At 47.4% G+C, this 5,913-nt stretch carries 7 protein-coding genes; 2 read left to right on the top strand and 5 right to left on the bottom strand.

The genetic code is table 11. The features are described 5' to 3' along the window. Positions 1-746, bottom strand: a 746-nt coding sequence (locus A1D16_RS00580; protein WP_290706686.1) for an enoyl-CoA hydratase-related protein, incomplete at its 3' end; no start/stop codon positions are given. 34 nt (positions 747-780) lie between these two features. Continuing rightward, complete coding sequence (locus A1D16_RS00575) at positions 781-1,188, bottom strand: cobalamin B12-binding domain-containing protein (RefSeq protein WP_290706684.1); 408 nt, start codon at positions 1,186-1,188, stop codon at positions 781-783. Between the two features lie 104 nt (positions 1,189-1,292). Between A1D16_RS00575 and A1D16_RS00570 the strand changes: the two genes are divergently transcribed. Continuing rightward, entirely contained in the window at positions 1,293-2,285 is a 993-nt protein-coding gene (locus A1D16_RS00570; protein WP_290706682.1) for an aldo/keto reductase, read from the top strand. A 1-nt stretch (position 2,286) separates the two neighbouring features. Here A1D16_RS00570 and A1D16_RS00565 read toward each other — a convergent pair whose 3' ends face one another. Next, positions 2,287-3,000 carry a hypothetical protein gene (locus tag A1D16_RS00565; protein ID WP_290706680.1) on the bottom strand — a complete coding sequence of 238 codons (714 nt, stop codon included), beginning with the start codon at positions 2,998-3,000 and terminating at the stop codon, positions 2,287-2,289. A gap of 29 nt (positions 3,001-3,029) precedes the next feature. Then, positions 3,030-4,559 carry a glutamate--tRNA ligase gene (gene gltX / locus A1D16_RS00560; protein ID WP_290706678.1) on the bottom strand — a complete coding sequence of 510 codons (1,530 nt, stop codon included), beginning with the start codon at positions 4,557-4,559 and terminating at the stop codon, positions 3,030-3,032. A 55-nt stretch (positions 4,560-4,614) separates the two neighbouring features. On the opposite strand from gltX, the gene A1D16_RS00555 reads away from it, so the two are divergent. Continuing rightward, positions 4,615-5,256 (top strand): polysaccharide deacetylase family protein, encoded by a 642-nt coding sequence (locus A1D16_RS00555; protein ID WP_290706676.1) that lies wholly within the window; start codon positions 4,615-4,617, stop codon positions 5,254-5,256. A 133-nt stretch (positions 5,257-5,389) separates the two neighbouring features. On the opposite strand, the gene A1D16_RS00550 is transcribed toward A1D16_RS00555, so the two are convergent. Then, on the bottom strand, positions 5,390-5,913 hold a 524-nt coding region (locus A1D16_RS00550; protein WP_290706674.1), incomplete at its 5' end, for a hypothetical protein.

Below are 5,913 nucleotides of genomic sequence, written 5' to 3'. Positions count from 1 at the left end.
AAAGCAGTGGCGCCTTCTTTTGCGTCGGCAGTATCGAAGAGCTGTCCGAAGGCATTAATTTCTTCCTGCAGGCCATTTTTATCGCCGACGGCGGCAATATTGGTAAGCCGTATGATTTCTTTTATGGCGAGCGGGGCTTTATGAATAATGGTTTGGAGCAATTGCTGGGTTTTGGGTAAAAGCTCTTCGGGTGTGGTTACATAATTAACCAATCCGAGTGCCAGGGCTTCTGTGGCAGTGATCATGGCTCCTGTCATCATTAGTTCCATGGCTTTGCCTTTGCTAATTAGTTGGGGAAGCCGTTGTGTGCCGCCGTAACCCGGAATTAGTCCCAGGTTTACTTCTGGTTGTCCGAAGCGGGCATTTTCTGCGGCCAGGCGAAAATGGCAGGCCATGGCCAGTTCACAGCCACCTCCCAGTGCGAAGCCGTTTACCGCGGCAATAATTGGCTTAGGAGCGTTTTCAATGGCGGAGAAAACGGCTTCCTGTCCCTTGGCTGCCAGGGCAGCACCGCCTGTTGCATCCAGCTGCAGGAATTCGGAAATATCAGCGCCGGCAACAAAACTTTTTGGTCCGGCACCGGTAAGGATAGCTGCTTTCATTTCCGGGTGTTTGATAAACGAGCTGAGCACGGTATGTAATTCATCAATCACCGTTTTATTCAGTGCATTCAGTTTATCGGGCCGGTTAATGGTAATCGTCAGTATCCCTTCATTCAAATGGGTTAATACGGTAGATAACTGCATAATGTATATTTTTCACCGGTTGGGTGGCAAAGGGTTAAAAATTGCGGTGTGCTTTAACCCACCCGGTAATGTATTGTGCTATTTCCGCGGTATTGGTGCCGGGGGGAAAGAGTTGGCCAACGCCCATTGCCTGAAGCTGCTGCATATCGTCTTCCGGAATAATGCCGCCGCCGGTAAGCAGTACATCGTTCATTGCGCGCTCTTTCATAAGTTCAATGAGCTTGGGAAAAACGGTCATATGGGCACCGCTCAGAATACTAACTCCAATGGCATCTACATCTTCCTGGAGTGCAGCATTCACGACCATTTCCGGGCTTTGTCGCAGTCCGGTATAAATCACTTCCATGCCTGCATCCCGCAGCGCAGTTGCAATTACTTTGGCTCCGCGGTCATGTCCATCCAGACCCACTTTAGCCACCAGTATACGTATGGGACGATTCATGTTATTCATATGGCCCGGTAAAGATAGGCTTTTCGCCGCTCTGGTAGCACCGGTTGGCTGGCATCAGACCGGTGAAGGAAAAAGAAAATTCGTAGTTTGGAAAGATGAAATACAGACAGTTTGGGAAAACAACCTTGCAGGTAAGCGAAGTAGGGTTTGGCGCCTGGGCTATTGGTGGCGCCGCCATGGTTGGCACCACGGCAATTGGTTGGGGACCTGCGGAGGATGGTACCTCCCAACAGGCCATCTACCAGGCAATAGACCAGGGGATCAATTTTTTTGATACGGCCGATTTTTATGGTCTGGGGCATTCGGAAAAATTACTGGGTGACACTATTGGTCACAGGAAAGATCTGCTCATCGCAACCAAAGTTGGCCATCGGGCAATAGCGGATAAAATCGTGTTAGACTATTCCCGCGAGTATATTCTGAAAGCAGCGGAAGAAAGTTTACGAAGGTTGAAAAGAGAAACGATCGATTATTATCAACTGCATTCAGCCCGGCTCCTGCATTTCCAAACAGAAGCCTGTGTTGAAGCTATGGAAGCATTAAAAAAAGCCGGTAAAATCAGGTACTGGGGGTTGTCGCTAAATACCTTTGAACCCCTGCCGGAAGCAGCATACCTGATGAGGCTGCATAAAGGTGCGGGCTTCCAGTTGGTCTTTAATCTGATCAATCAGCTGGCACTACCTCTTATTCATGAAGCGGCGGCCGAGGGGTATGGAATCATTGCACGTATGCCGTTGCAATTTGGACTATTAACAGGTAAGTTTAAACGAGATCAGCAATTTGCTGAAAACGATCATCGAAGCTTTCGTTTAAATGAAGAATTGATGCAATCGTCATTGCAGATTCTGGAAGAAAAGATCTGGCCGCTGGTTGAAAAATATCAAACCACTAAAACCGGGCTGGCTATGAGCTATATCCTTAGTCAGCCTGGCATTAGTACGGTTATTCCGGGTATTCGTACAAAAGAACAGGCGATCGAAAATACCAGCGGAATAGTAATGCTGGAAGATTCCGATCGCTTGTTGCTGGAGAACCTGGCTGAAACAGACTGGTTCGCTATTGTAAACCGGTTAAAGGAATTGGGATAAGTTATTTGATGGTATAATCAACCAGGTAAGACGCATTCGCAAAATAGGTTTGTCCGAGCAGGCTTAGTTCATTATTGGATTTAACAAGGCCAATACCTTTTGCAAAATAAAAATGATAAGTGCCTACAGAGGTCCAGGATCCCAGCATATTGTATTCCAGATCAACTACGGTGTAGATCAAGTTCCGGTAGGTGGTGCCCTGCCAGGTATGGGTGCTGCCTTTTTCCTTAATAGATCCTTTGATCCTGGCGGGTAACCCGCCAACTGAGCCGGCATCTTTTGTCCAGCTATAACCAACGCCTTCTTTATCGTTCAGGATAAGCATATTTATTTCGGCATTAACTCCGACCAATTCACCTGCCTGCAGCAATAAATAATAGTCGTTTTTAAGTTTACCGTAGAAGATTTCTCCCTCATCAATTCCTTCCGTAATCTCATAGCGGTGATAGGTAATTCCATTGACGGTTTTCGTTTCATCTGTTGCTACCATAGTAGTTTTAAGATCGGCAAGGGCACTGTCCTGGTAGGTCCAGCTCGATCCTTTGGAGTGGGGCAGATAAGATTCCGAAACAGGCGTTTCTGTACCGGGCTCACCTGTATTGTTTTCTTCTTCCTCCAGGGGATTAATTTCTTTCTGGCAGGAAACTACCGTTAATGCTGTAAAAAATACAAGCGAAAGCGTCCATAAGCGGGATAAGGGCATTGTTTTTTTCATAAGCGGTTAAAATACAGTGCGAAGTTTATTTAAGCAAGTGATTCCAGTCCTTTTTTAATGCGGTTGATGACAGCCTGCTTGCCGATCAGTGCTGCAATATCAAACACAGCCGGACCGAATTTGCCTCCTACCAGCATCAGCCGGAATGGTAATTGCAGTTCGCCCACTTTGATGGCCCGGGCAGCAGCCATCTCTTTAAAAGCAGCTTCAAGCGCAATGGCATTCCAGGTTGGCAGCGCTTCCAGCACCGCGGGCAGATCGGTGAAAAACAAGGTTTTATCCAGGTTCCATTTTGCTTTTACCGGTTCCATATCAGGAGCTGCAGGCGCTTTGAAAAAGAATCCTGCCTGCTCAGCAAAATCGGGCAAAAGGGTACAGCGTTCCTTCACCAGGTCAATCACCTGTTTAACATAACTATCATCCACAGCCGAAATATCGGCAGTTTTCAAAACATCTTTTACATCGGGCAGTAAACGCTCTGCCGGTGCTGTTTTGATCCATTCATGGTTGAACCATTTGGCTTTTTCAAAATCAAATTTGGCTCCTCCTTTATGAACCCTGCTCATATCAAATGCTGAGATGAGTTCAGTCATGGAAAAAAGTTCTTTCCCTGTGCCGTCGTTCCAGCCAAGCATGGCCAGCATATTTACAAATGCTTCGGGAAGAAATCCTCTTTCTCGGAAGCCCTGGGTAAATTCATTGCTACGCGGGTCGGTCCAGTTCATGGCAAAAACGGGAAATCCTAACCGGTCTCCATCGCGTTTGCTGAGTTTGCCATTTCCGTCGGGTTTAAGAATTAGGGGGAGGTGTGCCCATTGCGGCATAGCATCGCTCCAGCCCAGGTATTTCCATAACAGCAAATGCACAGGGGCGCTCGGTAACCATTCCTCTCCCCGGAATGCATGGGTTATTTGCATCAGGTAATCGTCAACCACCACCGCCAGGTGATAGGTTGGCATCCCATCTTTTTTCAGTAATACTTTATCATCGACTGTGGAGGTAGAAAAACTTACTTCTCCGCGGATCATATCGGTAAAGCCGATGGTTTCTTGCTCGGGCATTTTTATACGTACAACATAAGGAACTCCTTCGGAGAGGAGGCGGCCTACTTCCTCTTCGCCCAGGCTGAGCGAATTCTTCATTTTCATCCGCAGGCGATGGTCGTATTGGGGAGAGGGGTTTTCGGCAGATTTAAAGGCATTCCGCATTTCTTCCAGCTCTTCGGGGGTATCGAATGCATAGTATGCATGACCCTGGGCCACCAGTTGTTCCGCATACTGCATGTAACTGGCTTTCCGTTCGCTCTGGCGATAGGGAGCAAAGGGGCCACCGGCAGCTGGACTTTCATCTGGTTCCATTCCACACCACCTTAGGGTTTCCATGATATACTGTTCTGCACCTTCCACAAACCGGGTATTATCGGTGTCTTCAATACGCAGCACGAAATCGCCCCCGTGGTGGCGGGCAAAAAGATAATTAAACAGAACTGTGCGCACGCCCCCCAGGTGTAATCCGCCGGTAGGGCTCGGCGCAAAACGAACACGAACTTTTGTTGCCATAGGCCGCAAAGATAAGTAGGGGTATTGTTGTGCCCGCATTGTTTATTTTCGCAGTATGTTTTATTGGGCAAAAGGAAATAAACTGCTGCAAACCCTGTATCCGAACTGGATCTGGTCGGTGCGCAGTAAGGAGAAAAAAATCTACCTGAGTTTTGATGATGGGCCCCATCCGGAAATTACTCCCTGGGTATTGGATGAACTGCACCGATTTAATGCCAAAGCCAGTTTTTTTTGCATCGGGAAAAACGTAGCGCAATACCCCCAAATTTACCAGCGCATTTTAACAGAAGGACATACAACGGGGAACCATACCATGCAGCACCTCAATGGTTGGAAAACCAATACGGCTGTTTATTTCAATGATATACTGGAAGCCGGCAAATTTATCGACAGTAAATTGTTTCGCCCACCTTATGGCAAGCTTACCCGTTTTCAGGGAAAAGCACTTAGAGAAGCCGGTTATGAAATTATTATGTGGAGTTTATTAAGTGCTGATTTCGATACCCGATTAAATCCATCAGATTGCTGGGAATTAGTACGTAAAAATTACCGGTCTGGTTCCATTATTGTGTTTCATGACAGTGAAAAAGCGCGGCCCCGAATGACCTATTGTTTAACTAGATTTTTGGAGGAAGCAACGGGGGCAGGCTACACATTTGAGGCGCTTAATATGGGTAGTTTAGTAAGAAACAGTTGAGAATAAATGCACTAAAAAAATATCTGAAAAAATCGGGTACCCCCTAAAAAAGAGTTGGGCCTGGGTAGAAACCCTGGCCCGTTTTTAATCCGTACCCTATGAAAACTGATTTAAAGGTAAATTATTTTTTTAATTACTTCAAAGTAATTTCTCGGGAAACCCCATTTACCGTGATAAGGGCCTTGTTATCGCAATCCCCGTTTCCGAAGTCGAGGGTGGCTTTTAGGCCGTTTACCCGTTGAATTTCCTGGGTGCCGGCGCTGATCCAGCGGCAGCTGAATGCTTTTTCGAGGGGTTTGGTGGTGGTGCTGGTCCAGGTACCGGTTTTGTCGCCGATGGTTACGGAACCGGCGCCGTTGCTGGTAATCTGGAAGCGGTCGTCGCCAGGCACATAGGGTGTACCGGAACCGGCTATCATAGTAAAACTACGGGTGCGGTTCCAAGTGATCTGGTTCCCGTTTTCGCGGCTTAGTTTGCCGTCAATAACCCTGGTTTCAAAGGCCCATTGGTTAGGGGTGCTCTTATTTTCCACGGTGTGGGTGCCTTCCACTTTTACGCCGTTAACATAATAATTACTGAAACTGGTAGTGGCTTTGCTACCGGGCAGTATCATATGGCCGGTATAAACTGTGCTGAAGGCGCCTTTGCGGGTGCGCC

It is taken from the genome of Flavihumibacter sp. CACIAM 22H1 (assembly GCF_001601815.1).
GTDB lineage: Bacteria > Bacteroidota > Bacteroidia > Chitinophagales > Chitinophagaceae > Flavihumibacter.
The sequence above is the reverse complement of the archived record's forward strand: the minus strand, read 5'-3'. Positions and strand labels throughout refer to the sequence as shown.